This window comes from Neobacillus sp. 114 (assembly GCF_030127045.1).
In the GTDB taxonomy this organism is placed as follows: domain Bacteria; phylum Bacillota; class Bacilli; order Bacillales; family Cytobacillaceae; genus Neobacillus; species Neobacillus rhizophilus.
This window is the reverse complement of the sequence record NZ_CP126144.1, coordinates 1,308,360-1,325,645: the sequence shown is the minus strand read 5'-3', so window position 1 is coordinate 1,325,645 and position 17,286 is coordinate 1,308,360. Positions and strand designations below refer to the sequence as shown.

16 protein-coding genes are annotated in these 17,286 nt (G+C 42.0%); 8 read left to right on the top strand and 8 right to left on the bottom strand.

Annotated features, from left to right (window positions below):
- Window positions 1-145 precede the first annotated feature (145 nt).
- The 7 genes from ilvB (at window position 146) to leuD (ending at window position 8,527) form a co-directional block, all read left to right on the top strand.
- On the top strand, window positions 146-1,873 hold the full coding sequence (gene ilvB / locus QNN06_RS06575) for an acetolactate synthase large subunit (protein ID WP_217035386.1): 1,728 nt from the start codon (window positions 146-148) through the stop codon (window positions 1,871-1,873).
- On the top strand, window positions 1,870-2,391 hold the full coding sequence (gene ilvN, locus QNN06_RS06570; RefSeq protein WP_213118226.1) for an acetolactate synthase small subunit: 522 nt from the start codon (window positions 1,870-1,872) through the stop codon (window positions 2,389-2,391). Before ilvB ends, ilvN begins: the two co-directional genes overlap by 4 nt.
- 26 nt (window positions 2,392-2,417) lie before the next feature.
- Window positions 2,418-3,449: a ketol-acid reductoisomerase gene (ilvC, locus tag QNN06_RS06565; protein WP_213118227.1), complete on the top strand. Its 1,032-nt coding sequence runs from the start codon at window positions 2,418-2,420 to the stop codon at window positions 3,447-3,449.
- Window positions 3,436-4,980: a 2-isopropylmalate synthase gene (locus QNN06_RS06560; RefSeq protein WP_284037286.1), complete on the top strand. Its 1,545-nt coding sequence runs from the start codon at window positions 3,436-3,438 to the stop codon at window positions 4,978-4,980. Before ilvC ends, QNN06_RS06560 begins: the two co-directional genes overlap by 14 nt.
- Window positions 4,981-5,080: 100 nt before the next feature.
- Window positions 5,081-6,187, top strand: a complete 1,107-nt coding sequence (gene leuB, locus QNN06_RS06555) for a 3-isopropylmalate dehydrogenase (protein WP_284037285.1) — start codon at window positions 5,081-5,083, stop codon at window positions 6,185-6,187.
- Between the two features lie 334 nt (window positions 6,188-6,521).
- Window positions 6,522-7,940, top strand: a complete 1,419-nt coding sequence (leuC, locus tag QNN06_RS06550) for a 3-isopropylmalate dehydratase large subunit (protein WP_213118230.1) — start codon at window positions 6,522-6,524, stop codon at window positions 7,938-7,940.
- Window positions 7,941-7,942: 2 nt separating this feature from the next.
- Window positions 7,943-8,527, top strand: a complete 585-nt coding sequence (gene leuD, locus QNN06_RS06545; RefSeq protein WP_284037284.1) for a 3-isopropylmalate dehydratase small subunit — start codon at window positions 7,943-7,945, stop codon at window positions 8,525-8,527.
- Window positions 8,528-8,635: 108 nt separating this feature from the next.
- Here the strand turns inward: leuD and QNN06_RS06540 are convergent, their stop codons facing one another.
- Both QNN06_RS06540 and QNN06_RS06535 read right to left on the bottom strand, forming a co-directional pair.
- Window positions 8,636-9,211, bottom strand: coding sequence for a GNAT family N-acetyltransferase (locus QNN06_RS06540; protein WP_213118232.1), 576 nt, complete (start codon window positions 9,209-9,211; stop codon window positions 8,636-8,638).
- Window positions 9,212-9,328: 117 nt separating this feature from the next.
- Window positions 9,329-9,643 carry a DUF3892 domain-containing protein gene (locus QNN06_RS06535; protein ID WP_213118233.1) on the bottom strand — a complete coding sequence of 105 codons (315 nt, stop codon included), beginning with the start codon at window positions 9,641-9,643 and terminating at the stop codon, window positions 9,329-9,331.
- A 265-nt stretch (window positions 9,644-9,908) separates the two neighbouring features.
- On the opposite strand from QNN06_RS06535, the gene QNN06_RS06530 reads away from it, so the two are divergent.
- On the top strand, window positions 9,909-11,474 hold the full coding sequence (locus QNN06_RS06530; RefSeq protein WP_217035376.1) for a glycosyl hydrolase family 28-related protein: 1,566 nt from the start codon (window positions 9,909-9,911) through the stop codon (window positions 11,472-11,474).
- A 61-nt stretch (window positions 11,475-11,535) separates the two neighbouring features.
- On the opposite strand, the gene QNN06_RS06525 is transcribed toward QNN06_RS06530, so the two are convergent.
- From QNN06_RS06525 to QNN06_RS06500, 6 genes are all read right to left on the bottom strand, one after another.
- Window positions 11,536-12,390: a MurR/RpiR family transcriptional regulator gene (locus QNN06_RS06525; protein WP_213118235.1), complete on the bottom strand. Its 855-nt coding sequence runs from the start codon at window positions 12,388-12,390 to the stop codon at window positions 11,536-11,538.
- Between the two features lie 12 nt (window positions 12,391-12,402).
- On the bottom strand, window positions 12,403-13,290 hold the full coding sequence (locus QNN06_RS06520; protein WP_213118236.1) for an ROK family protein: 888 nt from the start codon (window positions 13,288-13,290) through the stop codon (window positions 12,403-12,405).
- An 87-nt stretch (window positions 13,291-13,377) separates the two neighbouring features.
- Window positions 13,378-14,067 carry an N-acetylmannosamine-6-phosphate 2-epimerase gene (locus QNN06_RS06515; RefSeq protein ID WP_213118237.1) on the bottom strand — a complete coding sequence of 230 codons (690 nt, stop codon included), beginning with the start codon at window positions 14,065-14,067 and terminating at the stop codon, window positions 13,378-13,380.
- A 24-nt stretch (window positions 14,068-14,091) separates the two neighbouring features.
- Window positions 14,092-14,934, bottom strand: coding sequence for a carbohydrate ABC transporter permease (locus QNN06_RS06510; protein ID WP_213118238.1), 843 nt, complete (start codon window positions 14,932-14,934; stop codon window positions 14,092-14,094).
- A gap of 11 nt (window positions 14,935-14,945) precedes the next feature.
- A complete protein-coding gene (locus tag QNN06_RS06505) occupies window positions 14,946-15,821 on the bottom strand; it encodes a carbohydrate ABC transporter permease (protein WP_213146477.1) in 876 nt (291 codons plus the stop codon).
- Between the two features lie 71 nt (window positions 15,822-15,892).
- Window positions 15,893-17,284 (bottom strand): ABC transporter substrate-binding protein, encoded by a 1,392-nt coding sequence (locus tag QNN06_RS06500; RefSeq protein WP_213118240.1) that lies wholly within the window; start codon window positions 17,282-17,284, stop codon window positions 15,893-15,895.
- Window positions 17,285-17,286: the final 2 nt, after the last annotated feature.

The window sequence follows — 17,286 nt, the reverse complement described above, 5'->3', positions numbered from 1 at the left end:
AAGGCCTTTTCTCCCCGAACATTCTGCTTTTGATGTACTTGACTGCAGTTTATTCGGAGAGAACAGGCCTTTTTTACTGTGTTTAAACACAGTTGAAGTTTTAGTTTTTTAAATATTCAATTACCCATAAGGAGGGAACTACGACGTGAAAGCAGAAGCAAAGCTGGAATTCCAAACCAGTACGGCACCAAAAACAGGTGCAGACCTTCTCATCGATCTTTTAATTAAAGAAGGTGTTGATACATTATTCGGGTATCCTGGAGGTGCCGTCCTGCCGATTTATGATGCGATTTATCGGGCACAAAAATCCATTAAGCACGTCCTCTTCCGCCACGAGCAAGGAATGATTCATGCCGCTGAAGGGTATGCCCGAATTACCGGAAAGCCTGGGGTTGTCATCGCTACTTCAGGTCCCGGGGCAACGAACTTGGTTACTGGAATTACAGATGCCATGATGGATTCCTTACCACTTGTGATTTTCACAGGGCAGGTAGCACGGACAGTCATCGGAACAGATGCCTTCCAAGAAGCAGATGTAATGGCGATTACCACGCCGATTACAAAACACAATTATCAAGTGCAATCTGTAACCGACCTGCCAAGAATTGTTAAGGAAGCTTTTCATATTGCTTCTACAGGAAGACCAGGCCCGGTTTTAGTTGATGTACCGAAGGATATCTCTTCTGAAATTTTAACGGTAATCCCAGGAAATGCTGCCATGGACCTGCCAGGCTATCAGCCAACCATCAAACCGAATCCATTGCAAATTCGTAAGCTTGCTGAGGCCCTTCCAAAAGCTAAAAAGCCTGTAATTCTTTCCGGCGCTGGCGTTCTCCATGCAAAAGCCTCCGCAGAATTAACGGCTTTTGCTGAAAAACATAAGATTCCAGTCGTAACCACCCTGCTTGGACTTGGAACCTTTCCAGCAGATAGTCCGCTCTCCTTGGGAATGGGCGGTATGCACGGAACTTATGCAGCTAACATGGCTTTATACGAATGCGATTTGCTCATCAATTTCGGTGCTCGTTTTGATGATAGATTAACAGGAAACTTGAAGCATTTTGCTCCATTTGCGAAAGTCGCGCACATCGACATCGACCCTGCGGAAATTGGCAAGAACGTTCCAACCCAAATTCCAATTGTGGCCGATGCCAAAGTAGCTTTAACACAATTGATTGAAGAAGCAGCGAATTCCCCTTCACATGAGGATTGGCTGGAAACTCTTAATCAAAATAAAAAGGACTTTCCGCTTTGGTATCAGCATGATCCAAACGGCATGAGCCCGCAATGGTTAATCGAAGCAGTTCATAAGGTTACAAATGGTAATGCGATTGTAGCCACAGATGTTGGTCAGCATCAAATGTGGGCTGCACAGTTTTATAACTTCAATCATCCGCACCGCTGGATTACTTCGGGCGGACTTGGAACAATGGGCTTCGGCTTCCCTGCTGCGATTGGGGCGCAGATGGCTGAACCAGACAGTACAGTAGTGGCAATTGTCGGCGATGCCGGGTTCCAAATGACACTGCAGGAATTATCGGTCATTTACGAACGCAACCTGCCAGTTAAAATCATTATTGTTAATAACGGCGCACTTGGGATGGTCCGGCAGTGGCAGGAGCTTCAATATGATAATCGCATTTCCGAATCCCTGCTTCATACCCAGCCTGATTTTGTCAAACTAGCTGAAAGCTACGGAATCCGCGGTGCAAAAATTGATAATCAAGAAGACCTAGTTGCCTCCCTGCCAGAGCTTATGGCCTATGATGGTCCGGTTCTAATTGATGCCCGAGTCCTTCAGAAGGAAAAAGTTTTTCCAATGGTTGCTCCTGGCAAAGGGCTTCATGAAATGATTGGGGTGAAACCAGAATGAAACGCATCATCACATTAACTGTTCAAGACCGCAGCGGTGTTCTAAATCGCGTGACAGGACTGCTGCAAAGACGTCAATTTAACATTTCCAGCATTTCTGTTGGTCCTACTGAATCCGAAGGCATTTCAAAAATGACTCTTGTGGTTGAAGTGGAAGACGAACAGCGTCTTGAACAGGTGACAAAACAATTAAATAAGCAAATTGATGTTTTAAAAGTTTCTGATATTACCGATAAGGCTATTGTCGCCCGGGAACTTGCCCTGATCAAAGTATCATCTGGTTCACAGCTGCGCAGCGAAATTAACGGGCTCATCGACCCATTCCGCGCCATTATTGTGGATGTATGTAAAGAAAGCATCACCGTTCAAGTTACAGGCAAACCTGAAAAAATTGATGCCTTAATTGAACTGCTTAAACCTTTTGGCATTAAAGAAATTGCCAGAACAGGCTTGACCGCCTTCTTACGCGGACACCAGCCACAAGTAAATGATTTAGCAGCATACTCACTAACAAAATAACACTTAATTTTGAAAGGATGATTGTAATGGTTAAAGTATTATATAACGGAGATATTCAAGAGGAAGTTTTACAAGGAAAGAAAATCGCAGTAATCGGCTACGGCTCTCAAGGCCATGCCCATGCCCTTAACTTAAAGGAAAGCGGCTTTGATGTAGTAGTTGGTTTACGCGGCGGAAAATCTTGGGATAAAGCTGTTGAAGATGGTGTAGAAGTAAAATCTGTTGCTGATGCAACTGCTGAAGCAGATGTTGTTATGATTCTTCTTCCAGACGAAATGCAGCCAAAAGTATATGAAGAAAGCATCAAGCCTAATCTTCAGGCCGGTAACTCTTTAGTATTTGCACATGGTTTCAATATTCATTTCAGCCAAATCGTTCCTCCTGCTGATGTTGACGTATTCTTAGTGGCACCAAAAGGTCCTGGACATTTAGTTCGCCGTACCTATACAGAAGGTGCTGGAGTTCCTGCACTGTATGCAGTTTACCAAGACTACACTGGCCAGGCTCGCGAGATCGCGCTTGCTTACGCAAAAGGTATCGGCGCTGCCCGTGCAGGTGTATTAGAAACAACATTCCAAGAAGAAACAGAAACTGACCTTTTCGGTGAGCAGGCTGTTCTTTGCGGCGGTACAACTGCTCTTATCAAAGCAGGCTTTGAAACACTTGTTGAAGCAGGTTATCAGCCTGAGGTTGCTTACTTCGAATGTTTACATGAATTGAAATTAATCGTTGACCTTCTATATGAAGGAGGACTTGAAAACATGCGTTACTCCATCTCTGACACTGCTCAATGGGGAGATTTCGTATCAGGTCCGCGCGTTGTAAACGAAGATACAAAAGCACGTATGAAAGAAGTACTAAAAGATATCCAAACAGGCGCATTTGCTAAGGGCTGGATCTTGGAAAACCAAGCTAACCGTCCACAATTCAATGCAATCAACCGTGCTGAAAATAACCATCAAATTGAAGTGGTTGGCCGCGAACTTCGTGCGTTAATGCCGTTTATTAAAAAGCCAGTAAATCAAAAGAAAGAAGTGGTGGTAAATGGTTCACGTTAACATCTTTGATACAACCTTACGCGATGGTGAACAGTCCCCTGGTGTAAATTTAAACCAACTTGAAAAATTGGAAATTGCCAGACAGCTCGAACGGTTTGGCGTTAACATTATGGAGGCCGGCTTCCCGGCTTCCTCTCAAGGAGATTTCGAAGCGGTAAGAGCCATCGCCAGAACGATTAAAAACTCTTCCGTCACAGGTCTGGCCCGTGCCACTAAATCGGACATTGACATTGCGTGGGATGCTTTAAAAGATGCTGCAGAACCAAGATTGCATGTATTCATTGCAACCTCCCCTATCCATATGCAGTACAAACTGATGAAAAAACCTGAGGAAGTCGTGAAGACCGCTGTTGATATGGTGAAATACGCACGGAAAAACTTCCCGCAGGTGGAATGGTCAGCAGAAGACGCTTCACGTTCAGATTTAGATTTTCTTGTCCAAATCATTACGAAGGTAATCGATGCCGGCGCTACCGTCATCAATCTTCCTGACACCGTTGGTTATACCACACCAGCCGAATATGGACGCATGTTCCGCTATATCCGCGAAAATGTGCCTAACATCCATAAAGTAGCATTATCTTGCCACTGTCATGATGACTTGGGGATGGCTGTTGCCAACTCATTGGCTGCTATCGAAAACGGCGTTACTCAGGTCGAGGGCACCATTAATGGAATCGGTGAACGAGCCGGAAACGCAGCGTTAGAAGAATTTGCTGTGGCATTAAATATTCGTCAGGACTTCTATCCGTACACAACGGATCTTGTGTTAAAAGAAATCAAGCGCACCAGTGACTTAGTCAGCCGCTTTACAGGAATGAAGGTCCCTGGCAACAAAGCCGTTGTCGGTAAAAATGCCTTCGCACATGAATCCGGAATTCATCAGGATGGCGTGTTAAAAAATACGTTAACCTATGAAATTATTACACCAGAGCTTGTTGGTGTCGGATCCAATGACCTTGTTCTTGGAAAACACTCAGGACGTCATGCTTTTAAAGACAAAATTGAGCAAATGGGCTTTGAATTAGAGCAGGATAAACTAAATGAAGCATTCCAGTCATTTAAGTCCTTAACAGATAAGAAAAAAGAAGTAACGGATGAAGATTTATTCACGATCCTAACAGACATTCAAACCTCGGGCTTCGATGTGAAAAAATATGAGTTAGTCGCATTCCAGGTTCAATATGCTTCAGCTAACCTGCCTACAGCTACTGTCGCATTAACCACTCCTGACGGTGAAAAAGTGGAAACAGCACGCACTGGCTCCGGAAGTGTAGAAGCACTTTTTAACACGTTAGATGCTCTTATTAAAGAAGAGATTCATCTTACAGATTATAGTTTAAGCTCAGTCGGCCGAGGACGTGATGCCCTGGCTGAAGCAAATGTCAAATTGACCGTAAATGGCGTCAATGTTAGCGGCCGCGGCTCTGCCCAAGACGTTCTTGAAGCATCTGGGAAAGCATTTATCAACGCGGTCAACCGAGTCTTCTTCAACCAAAAAGTCGGTGTTAAAGAACCGGCAGCACTATAAAACAGTTGTAATGCAGGTTTTGGTATAGGTACTGAACCCTGCATTATACAGAAATAAACTAGGAACTAAATTTTTAAAAATAATAAGGAGGTTGCTTCTAGTGAAAAAACGAATTGTCTTACTTCCCGGTGATGGTATCGGCAAGGAAGTTATGCATTCCGCGAAGGAAGTATTAACGGCGATTGCAGAAGAATATAATCATACTTTTAGCTTTGAAACCCATGAAATCGGAGGAGCAGCCATTGACCAATATGGCACTCCCCTGCCGGAAACAACAGTTGATGCCTGTAAGCAGGCTGATGCCGTTCTTTTAGGTGCTGTCGGCGGTCCGAAATGGGATAACAATCCTTCCCACCTGCGTCCTGAACGAGGCCTCTTGGGAATCAGAAAGGCCCTTGATTTATATGCCAACTTACGGCCAATCAAAGGCTTCAAGAATCTTCTTCACGCTTCGCCGCTTAAAGAAGAAATTGTTTCTGGAAGCGACCTCCTTATTGTCCGTGAATTAACTGGCGGTATTTACTTTGGTACTCCAAGTGAACGGCGTGATAACGGCGAATCGGTTGTCGATACTCTAGCTTATACTCGCCGCGAGATTGAAAGAATCGTAGATAAGGCATTCCAAGCAGCTCAAGGGCGCCGCGGCAAGCTTACTTCGGTTGACAAGGCGAATGTACTTGAATCCAGCAAGATGTGGCGTGAAATCGTCGAGGAGAAAAAAGCACAGTACCCTGAAGTGTCTGTTGAGCATGTATTGGTCGATGCTGCAGCAATGAAGCTAATCACCAACCCTGCTTCTTTCGATGTTGTTGTCACTGAGAACATGTTTGGCGACATCTTAAGCGATGAAGCATCTGTTTTAACAGGCTCCCTGGGTATGCTTCCTTCTGCCAGCTTAAATGAATCTGGCGTCGGACTTTATGAACCGGTTCACGGCTCAGCTCCTGACATTGCTGGAAAAGGCCTAGCCAACCCGGTTGCGATGATTTTATCCGCTGCCTTGATGCTTAGGTATTCCTTCGAACTTGAGGACGAAGCCAAAATTATCGAAGATGCTGTCCAGTCTGTACTCGATGCAGGCTATCATACTGCTGATTTGCAGATTCCAAACGGCCGCCAAGTGGGCACCGAAGAAATGACAAAATTAATCGTCGACTATATCCGTACATTAAACGCATCTAAGTGTATCGCAAGCTGTTACTATTAAATCTTTGGGCGCGCCAGGCCGTGGCAGGATTGGGCCTGGCGTTTTCTTCTAAAAAGAAGGTTCCTTTATCAATCGGCACGTCGAATTTGTTGGCTTTAGTATCGTATTTGTCCTATAAAGTGGATTCGCTGATATATTTTAAAATTCGCCGATATATTCCTAGAATTCGCTGATATATCTTAAAATTCGCCGATATCATGAGTAAATTCGCTGATATATTCCAAAAATCCGCTGATAAAATTTGTTTTATTAAAACCATACGAATTTTTCTTACCTATTTTCCTTGTTTACCAGCCATTTGAGGAAAAAATCTATTCAAGTGAGGAAGGAAGCTATGCAAACACCAAAAAATATCATTCAAAAAATTTGGGAACGGCATGTTGTCCATCAAGAAGAAGGAAAGCCGGATTTACTTTATATTGATTTGCATCTCGTTCATGAAGTTACCTCTCCTCAGGCATTTGAGGGCTTACGCATGACCGGACGCAAGGTTCGCCGCACTGACCTTACTTATGCAACAATGGACCATAACATCCCAACCCGCCAGCGTCTTGTAATCAATGACCCTATTTCCAAAAAACAAGTCGATACATTACAGCAAAACTGTGAGGAATTCGGTATTACGCTTGCAGACCTTCACCACCCGGATAATGGAATCGTCCATGTTATCGGTCCTGAACTAGGTTTGACCCAGCCTGGAAAAACCATCGTCTGCGGCGACAGCCATACCTCCACACACGGTGCATTCGGTGCCCTTGCTTTTGGTATCGGTACAAGTGAAGTCGAGCATGTTCTAGCCACACAAACCCTTTGGCAGGCACCGCCGAAAACGATGAACGTCAAAGTCAATGGCAAGCTTGGGACAGGCGTCACCGCAAAGGACTTAATCCTTGCGATTATCGGAAAGTTCGGCGTCAAATTTGGAACTGGCTATGTCATCGAATATACCGGGGAAACCATCCGTGGATTTTCCATGGAAGAGCGCATGACCGTCTGCAACATGTCAATTGAGGGTGGTGCAAGAGCAGGACTTATCTCCCCAGATGATACAACGGTTGAATATTTACGCGGCAGAAGACACGTTCCGCAAGGTGAAGCTTTCGATGAAGCCGCTGCTGACTGGAAGTCCCTTGCAACAGACGAAGGCGCCACTTACGATACAGTTGTTGAAATCGAAGCTTCAGAAGTAGAACCTCAGGTAACTTGGGGAACGAACCCTGGGATGTGTATTCCGGTAACAGCAAATGTGCCAAGCCCGGATGACACAGATAAACCAAGTGATAAAGACGAAATTCAGCGTGCACTTGAGTATATGGGTCTTGAAGCTGGCCAGCCGATTTCCAGCGTAACAATCGACCATGTCTTCATTGGTTCTTGTACCAATTCACGTCTAAGCGACCTGCGTAAAGCAGCTAACATCGTCCGCGGCAAGAAGGTAAACCCTTCGGTTACTGCGATTGTCGTTCCAGGTTCCTTCAGCGTCAAGCTTGCAGCTGAAAAAGAAGGCTTGGATCAAGTCTTTAAAGAAGCAGGCTTTGAATGGCGCGAAGCGGGCTGCAGTATGTGTCTCGGAATGAACGACGATATCATTCCATCTGGTGAGCGCTGTGCTTCCACATCCAACCGGAACTTTGAAGGACGTCAAGGTAAAGGTGCCCGCACTCATCTTGTCAGCCCTGAAATGGCGGCTGCAGCAGCTATTGCTGGCCATTTCGTCGATGTCCGCAAGTTCACTGCTCAGGAGGTTATGTAGAAATGGAACCATTACGCATACATCAAGGTCTTGTCTGTCCAATTAACCGCTCAAACATTGATACAGACCAAATTATTCCGAAGCAATTTTTAAAGCGGATTGAACGCAGCGGCTTTGGCCAATTCCTATTTTATAACTGGCGTTTTGACGATGACGGTAATCCAAATCCGAATTTCGAATTAAATCAACCGCAATATAAGGGTGCTTCTATCCTGGTTGCCGGTGAAAACTTCGGCTGCGGCTCCTCCCGCGAGCATGCCCCTTGGTCAGTTCAGGACTTTGGCTTTAAGGTTATCATCGCTCCTAGCTATGCAGATATTTTTAAAAATAACTGTGTAAAGAACGGGATCCTTGCCATCGCTGCAACTGAAGAGCAAGTCCAAACTATTATGAAAAAAGCAGAAGCTGAGGGCTATTCGCTTACAGTAAACCTTGAAGAACAAAAGGTTTATGACAACGATGGTTTTGAATTGACTTTCGAAATCGCTCCTTACCCAAAGGAAATGCTCCTAAATGGTTGGGACGAAATTGGCGTTACTTTAACCTATGAAGATAAGATTAATGAATATGAACTTGCCCATAAATAAACATAAAGAAATGAGCCTGAAAATCAGGCTCATTTCTTTATGTGGCTGCTTCTGCAACTTCGTTGTTTTTATTGCGGTTCTGAAAGACATTAGGAGTAAAGCTTACTCTTAAAGATGATCCAATATATTTTGACTATCTGGTTCTTCATTAAAGGTCAACACCTCATCAGCCGGCTGATAGGATTCCCCATAAAAATGTTCATCCTTATAGGTATGAATCAAATTATATGTTTTTTTCATAGCTTCAAAAATCATTTCCTCCGACTCTTGATGCGGCGCCCAATAGAGTATTTCCATCTTATTTACTTCATTTGTTGCCAAGGATCTTCGCTCGTACCCAATTGACTCCGCATGCTCAAAGCCTTCACGCTTATAATAGCGCAGTCTCTTTTCCGTATCGCTGTCCTTGTAATTAACCGGCTCCACTTCGAGGATAATTGGCTTCCCTTTTTGCTTCATTTTTTCCATTAGCTTATGTCCAAGTCCCTGGCCCCGAGCATTGCTTGAAACAAACAGATAATCAATAAAGACAAAATTATCAAATTCAGCATACATCAACACATGATTGGGTCCTTCATCCTTATGATATATATTGGGCCGCTCCCGAAGCAGGGTTTCCATATGTTCCCTCGACTTCATTTCCTCAACCGGAAAGTATTGATTCAACTTTTCATACCAATGCATTAACATGGCTCCTTTTTTAAAGTATATATTGATTTTCCGCATATCGTGACTGGTTTATTCCGAACTTTAAGAACGTAAAAAACTGCGCAGGAACTTCACTGCCCAGTTTTTCTAAAATTAAAACTCCGGTAAATTATCCAGATTATTTTCTTTAATACCATCTGGTTCGCTGCGGATAATGTCTCTCCCGTATTTATGAAAAACATCAATATGGGCGATTCTTCCTGACTTTGCTTCATCCAAGGCCTGCAGATAATCCAGTTCCCGGCCAGTGTTTGTCTTAAAAGCAATGATGTCTCCATCATCGTTTTTCTTAACAGCAACAAACTCTTCCCTTCCATCGGGATCAGTTTTCCCTGCCTCAGCCTGGGCTTGTTGCTCCCCTTGCTGCTTGTATTGTTCATAAACTTTTTCAAAATCCTTTTGTTCCATCGAAACCACCTCCGAACACTTGTTAGTATTTTTCCTTTCAAAGAAATTATCCCTTGATTTAATAATTGTCAAAAAAGCACTGCCAGAATGCTTGTTGTCAGCATAATCCCTATTGGATTATTAATAGCAGGATTGGTTATTTAGGACATTCCAGCAGGGCCCTGTTTGGTTTCACTTTTTTTAAAAATAATAGTCCAAAATGTGGTTTTTTTGGAAAAGGGCTATAATACTTATATCATGCCATCAATTCTCGGAGTGAACAACGATGTTATATTTAAAGAAAACTCATGATCCACGCAGCAATAATGAGCTACTTGCCCAAATTTCAGGAAGACGCTTAGACATTAAAAAGATCCTTAATGAAACAGAACAGCTTTTTCAGCCGTTTTATAAAAAAAATAGCGCCTTCAAGCCTAGAAATCCCTCAATTCCTTTTAAGCAAAAAATCATAGAAAGGCTTTTTCGGCTTCTAGCAAAACCATCAGCACGCTTGGAACCAACAAGACTTTCTGTTGATTCAGAAGGGAATGTCATTCCTAACTGGAAGGATAGTTTGGATCAGGAATTTACTAAGCTGATGGGGTGCATAAAGTTGGAAGTCAATGTTGAAGATTTCGGGGCAGTTGGAGACGGATTCACTGATAATACTTCAGCTTTTAAAAAGGCAATTGGAAATGGCCGAGTAAAAGTCATCGTCCCGCCAGGCGTATACAACATAACAAAAGGAATTCGCATCCCATCATGGACATGCCTTATTGGGGCAGGTAAAGGGGTTACGACCATCCGGTTGCACGACTCTGCACCAAAAGGGATGAGGCTTGTAACCAATACAAACCATTGGCGAGGAAATCACCATATCTTCGTACAAGGCCTTAGCCTGGACTGGAATGTCGAAAGACTTGGGGATACTGCCAAAACAAGTACATGGGGGAACCATTCTAGCTGCCTAACCTATGCAAATGTAACCTATGGGTGGGTAAAGGACGTAGAAGCCATTAATCCTGGACTCCATTGCTTTGATATTACTTCCACCCTGTACAATTATGCTGGAGATGGCTTTCGGGCCCGCGGAGGCAGCAAGTATGTCTGGCTAGATAATTTAAACGGGCATGGCTTTGGTGATGACGGAATCACCACCCACCATAGTGATTATATTTGGATTTCAAATTCACATATGTGCGATCCGAGCGGTCGCGCCCACCAGATAGGATTTTCAAACTCGAATGGGATTGAGGTGGATGATGGGTCGAGGAATGTCCTCCTCGTCAATAATTCCACGGCCAGGTGCTTTGGAGGAGTGGAAATCAAGGCGCATCAAAATTCTTCGGCGGCATCCAACGTGCAAATCGTCGGGCACATTTCCCTGAACGATAACCGGTCCTTTAACTTCCGGCATATCGGCCATCACAAAAGCACGGACATGGAGTCGCAGTCTGCCTATAATATTCTCGCGATAAACCTGGCTAGCATCGCACCTATTTTTACAGATTTGTATAAAGAATCCACGCCGCGTGGCTTAGTGGTTTCCGCCTATAAGAATGTGGTGCTGAATTATGTAACTTTTATTGGCGATCCCGGCTATGACTATAAAGGAAATCCAATCGTTGCCATTCAATATCGGGCAAGAAATGTTGCCCTAAACAATGTTTCATTTAAAAATTTTAAAACTGCAGGTGCCGGAATAAAAGTGTTTGGGGGAGATAACCGGGCCGATGGAGTCCAGATTCGGGATGTCGTCATTCAGGATTCCACTGTAAAAGCAGTTCAAATAGGAGCCAGCATTCAAGACGTAAATCTGCATAATATTAAAGAACTCAAGCCGCAAACATAATAAAAGGCCTCCCAAAAAACATAAGTGCTTCATCACTTTATGGTTTTTGAAGGCCTCCCTATTAAAGCATTTTCTCAATGACAGCTTTAGCTGTACTGTCTTTATTAACAGTCGATTCTTTGTGGGTTCTTTTGAAATATTCAGCATAGAGCAAATCCAGCAAGTAAAGCTGAGAAAGCTTGGCCGAAAGGCTGCCGCCTTGAAGGGGTCCTTCATTTGCTCCGCAAAGCAGGGTAATATCCGCATAACTCGTTAAAGGGGACTTTGCAAAACGAGTTATCGCAATAATCTTTGCTCCTCTTTCTTTTACCACCCTTGCCACTTCAATCGTGTCCTTTGTTGAACCGGAGTAAGAGATCAGAACAGCGACATCTTTATCCGTCATCAAAGCAGCCGACATTATTTGCAGGTGAGTATCAATGGAACATTCTGTTTTATTGGTAACCCTCATAAACTTGTTCTTAGCTTCCATAGCAGTCATTAATGAGGCACCAACTCCAAAAAAGTGAACTCTATCTGCAGCTATGATGTAGTCTATCGCTGTTGAAATATCGCCCTCATTAATTAGGTTAAACGTGTCTGTAAGAGCACTTACATTCGTTGTCAAAATCTTGGAGGCAAGTTCCCCAATCGTATCCTGCATCGTAATTTGACCTGATATCTGAGGCGTTTCTTCTCCTTGTGAAATGCTATGGGCTAATGCAATCTTAAATTCTTGATACCCTTTAAGATTCATAGTTTTGCAAAACCGAAAAACGCTTGATTCGCCTACATCGCAGGCGTCAGCCAAGTCGGTAATCGACATATAGATGACATCCTTAATATTTTCAAGGACGTAATCCGCCACCTTTTTTTCAGTATTTGTAAATGAATTATATCTTGACCGTATAAGTGAAAAGATATCTACCGTTGTCATAAAGCACCCCTTCTATTTCCCGCTTGTTAAATGAAGTGAAACGGCACCCAGCATGCCCGCTTTATTTCCCAAAGAAGCCTTGATGATTTTCACATCAGAAAAGCTTTCCATAATCAACTCTTTTACTTTACCAGAAACCATTTCAACTAAAAATTCCTGCTCCATGACGCCGCCGCCGATAATAATGGCAGGAGGGTTGAATATATGGATTAATGAAGCCAAGCCAAGTCCAGCTTCATGAGCCCAAGATTCGACTATCTTCAACAACCGTTGTTCACCATGGTTTATTTTATCAAAAATAATCTTACCATTTACACATTCTTGGTCAATCCCAGATGCCATTCTTACTAACGCAGTAGTAGAAGCATATGTTTCATAACATCCTCTTCCACCGCAATTGCAATGATTTCCTCCAGGATGGGTAATAATATGGCCGAATTCAGCTGCAATTCCTTTATGACCCTTGTAAACCTTGGAATCAGCTATAATGGCACCGCCAATTCCTGTTCCATATGTCAAGCAAAGGAAATCATTAAACCCTCGGCCGGCACCAAAATATTTTTCACCTAATGCTGCCGAATTTACATCATTTTCTACTTTAACGGGAACTTTAAATTTTTCCTCAAAAATCTTTTTTAAATGTGTACCTGTATAATTCGGAATATTATCATTGGCAAAAATAATGTACCCTTCTTCACTGTTAACCTGCCCTGCCGTGCTGATGCCAATAGCATCAAAACCGGCAAATTCTGAAATAATCTGAATCAGTTTTTCAACTAAATATGGCCCGCCCTTTTTACCTTCCGAATCATATTCTCTAAATACCTTTATATTACCTTTTTCGTCGGAGAGGCCTAACTTGATGGATGTCCCTCCAATATCGACAGCTAATATTTCCACAATTCCCACTCCCCGTCAATATCTACCTAAGAAGACATTAATCCCGCGAGAAACTCGGGGGATTAATGTTGGAAAAAATTTTCTCCATTATTGAATAACGTGAACAAATCTTTTGGTAATTTCCATCGGTCTTGTGATAGCAGTTCCAACTACCGCGGTATGAATACCAAGCTCAAAAACAGTTTTTAATTGCTCAGGTGTCCAGATACCCCCCTCAGCAATTACCGGAATGGGCAGTTCACGAACTAAGTTCTCTATTAAATCCGTATCCGGCAGGCTCGTTCCTTTTGTATATTCTGTATACCCGCTTAAGGTGGTACCAACACAATCGAAACCTAATTTATAGGCTGTCATACCTTCCTCATAAGTAGAACAATCCGCCATAAAGAGTTGATCTTTATATTTTTCTCTTATTTTAGGAAATACCTCTTCAATGGTCATGCCATCAGGTCTGACTCTTTTTGTTGCATCTAAAGCAATGATGTCCACACCTTCCCGGTAAAGAAGGTCAATTTCCTCCATTGTGGGTGTGATAAATACATCAGACCCTTCGTAGTCCCGTTTAATAATTCCTATGATCGGCAAATCAACTGTTTTTTTAATTTCCTTAATATCCTCTACACTATTAGCGCGGATGCCGCACGCTCCACCTAGCTTGGCTGCATACGCCATTCTCCCCATAATGTATGGACTGTGCAGCGGCTCCTCCGGAAGAGCTTGACATGAAACGATTAATTTACCTTTAACTTGTTCAAAAATTTTATCCTTATTATCCATTTAAAAGCATCTCCAAGTTGAATTTTATCCCTTTTCTGCCCCAATTGCTAAGCCTTTGGTAAAGTATTTTTGGAAGAAAATAAAGATTAATAGCATTGGAACTGCAGCCACGGTAGCTCCCGCCATCTTGTAAGCAAAGTTTGGATTTAGGTCCTGCATTAATGAAGCAATACCAACCATTAATGTTTTCGATTCTTCACTCTGCCCAACCACCAGCTGCCATAGGTAATCGTTCCATACCTGAACAAAATTTAGAATAAATAATGCTCCAATACCCGGTTTTACAATTGGCAGAATAATTTTGTAGAAGGTATATAATTCACCAGCACCGTCAATTCTGGCTGCTTCGCGTAATGAGTCAGGTATCGAATCAAAGAATCCCTTTAACAGGAATACACCAAAAGCAGTTGCCACGTTCGGCCAAATCATGCCATTTAGCGAATTGACCATACCTAAGTCTTGAATAATTCTGAACAAAGGAACAATCATAACCTCTTTTGGAATCATTAAGCTTGAAATAAAGATAATGTAAATAACATTTTTTCCTTTAAATTGCAGCTTTGAAAAAGCATAGGCTGCCAGGGAACTGACTACGATAACCGCAATGGTTGAAATAAGTGATACAAAAATACTATTAAATGTCCATCTTAATGCCGGCTGATTTTGGAACACATCCACATAATTGTTGAAGGATATGGTTTTTGGAAACCAATCTGGCGGCATTTTGATTACATCTGAACTATTTTTTAAAGAACTGGTAAATAACCAGTAAAGCGGAAATAGGTTTAGGATTGCGAAGAAAAGAATAATCACGTTTGCAACTACGTCAACGGTTTCTCTTTTTCTTTTATTTTTATTTTTCAACATACTCAGTCACCTCAATCCTTCTTAAACATTGCTCTTAATTGTGGAATCGACAACACTAATGTAATTAAGAACATAATGACACCAACAGCGGAAGCAATTCCAAGTTGATTGAACTTAAACGCGTTATTATATAAGAAATACATCAGCGTAGTAGAAGCATTATTTGGTCCGCCGCCCGTTAAGAGTTGGATGACAACGAATATTTTTAATACGGCAATTATATTCATGATAATAATGTAGATGGTAGTTGGCTTGACCATTGGAATTAGGATCTTAAAGATGATTGTCGTACGGCTGGCACCGTCAACCTCTGCCGCCTCGAATAAATCCTTTGGAACTCCAATCATCGACGCTATATAAAGTATGATCGCTTGACCAACGTTAGTTGCAAAGGTTACAAAAATGATGACCGGCAATACTGTTTTAGGGTTGCCCAAGAAATTGATTGATGACATTTCCATCTGTTTTGCAATATAAGGAATGAGACCGTTAGCTGGATTTAGTAAGAAGCTCCAAACCATACTCATGACGACCATTGAAACCATTACCGGAATGTAATAGCTTCCTCTAATAAAAGAAACATATTTCGCATTTTTATCAAAAACAGCCGCAGAAACGAATAGGGCAAAAATAACAGTTAAAGCAACGATAAAAATAACAAATACGACAGTATTTATAGTTGATTTTACAAAGACCGGATTCTGAAATAACTTTTGATAGTTTTCAAAACCAACAAAAACTTCATTCGTATAGTTAATCCGATATAAGCTTAAGCGAATTCCTTCAATAATTGGATAAACGAGAAATACCAAGAAGAGTATAAGCTGTGGAGCAATAAACAGGTATCCCGTCAAATTCTCTTTTAAAGCATGCTTGTTGAAATTCATAAGAAGCCTCAACCTTTCTAAAACTTAAGCCCCAATATCGGGGCTTAAGCTTTTATTTATAACGCTGAAGGTTATTTAATCACCGAGTTTTCTTTTGCATCCTTAATTACTTGATTACCATTCTTCTGATAATCTTTGATTGCCTGTTCAGGTGATTTTTGACCAGTATAGAGGGCTTGAAGTTCAGGGAATAATACCTGTCTTAACTGGCTGTAACCTGGAACGCTTCCTGTAAAGTTGAATAAATACTGAGCGTTTTTGTCATATGCTGCGAATAATGGATTTTGTGATTTGAACTCATTTGCCACTGAAGTTCTAACAGGAACACCATTTTTAGATGCTTTTACTAGCTCAGGATCAGTTGAGAAGAATTTTACAAAATCCTTACTTACTTTAATTCTAGTTTCATCTTGTGTGTTAAATACGGCAGCACCTGATACATAAGTAAATGTTAATGGGTCGCCGCTTTCAGAAGGAATGTTTGCAAGTCTGATATCGAACTTAGGAGCCTTGCCTTGTTCCATTTCAGCTTTTGTGTTGTTAAATAGTACTGAGTTAGTGAAGGCAATAGCAATCTTTTGGTTCTTAAACATAGCTAGTACGTCGTTAGAAGAAACTGATTCGGCACCAGGGTTGGTTAAACCAGCATCATAGGTTTTCTTTAACCATTCTGCAGCTTTCACACCTTTAGCATCATCCAGGACGATATTTCCCTTTTTATCAAAGAATTGATTGCCAAACATTCTTAGATACGCTAGGTTCCAAGTATCCGCTTGGTTGTTAAGAGCATATAATCCCATTGGATAGGCATTCGGATATTTATCTTTTGGCAAGTCCTTCTTAAGGGAATTTAAAATTGTTTCATATTCTTCTAAAGTCCACGTTTTAATTTCATTCTCGCCGCCGATATATTTTTCAAGTCCGGCTGCCTTTAACATATCAGCGTTGTAAGCAAATGTTCCTGGCATATGGGAGAATGGATAGAAGTAAATATCTTTTCCAAATGTAACAGTATCCCAGTAGTTCTGATCAATATCTTTCTTTGCTGCATCATCGACAATATCATTTAATGGTACTAATGCACCGCGATGAGCGTAGTCACCCATAGCAAACGTATTTTCAAAGAAGATATCTGGCGGGGTGCCGCCGTTTAACTTAACGTTTAACAGTTCGTCCCGTTGTTCACTGGCAACGACTTCAACCTTAACCTTTACGTCATAGTCCTTATATTGCTTTGAAAATTTATCTGCTGCATACTTGAAGAAGCTGTCGTAATCAGCCCCTTGTTCAGTTGCATCCATAACACCCTTCCATTGCGGTGTTAACATCAGGGATAATTCTACGGTCTTTTTGTCTTTGGACCCTCCGGCAGGTTTGCTTGATTCTTTGTCCGAACAACCAGCTAATGCTGATAGGGCCAATACACCTGATAAAGCAGTTGCAAGAAAACGCTTCTTGAACATAT